This is a genomic window from Leifsonia sp. SIMBA_070 (assembly GCF_046534635.1).
GTDB lineage: Bacteria > Actinomycetota > Actinomycetes > Actinomycetales > Microbacteriaceae > Leifsonia.
In genome coordinates this window covers 1-237 of sequence record NZ_JAWRYK010000928.1, presented here as the reverse complement: position 1 = coordinate 237, position 237 = coordinate 1, and the positions used below count along the sequence as shown (strand labels likewise).

The following is a 237-nucleotide window of genomic DNA, read 5'->3' as shown; positions in this document are numbered from 1 at the left end:
GTCGCCCTCGAACTAGCTCGAAGGGAACGCTCAACATGATCGTTCAAAACTTCTACTCCGCCCATGACCTACTGTCGATAAACTCGCAGATCGCTCATCACGCTAGCGACGCGGTCCTTGCCGCTGATCCGGGAGGGGGCGGCAACATCTGGCCGGCCAACCCGGAAGCGCCGCCCGGGTCAAGCAAGTTCCAGACCCTGATGAACTGGTTCTTCTGGGGTGTTGTTGCCATGGCCG

Annotated in this window: 1 pseudogene; it reads left to right on the top strand. The window is 59.9% G+C overall.

The features are described 5' to 3' along the window. Positions 1-35: 35 nt before the first annotated feature. A pseudogene (locus SB754_RS22920) lies at positions 36-237 on the top strand (hypothetical protein); the annotation flags it as partial.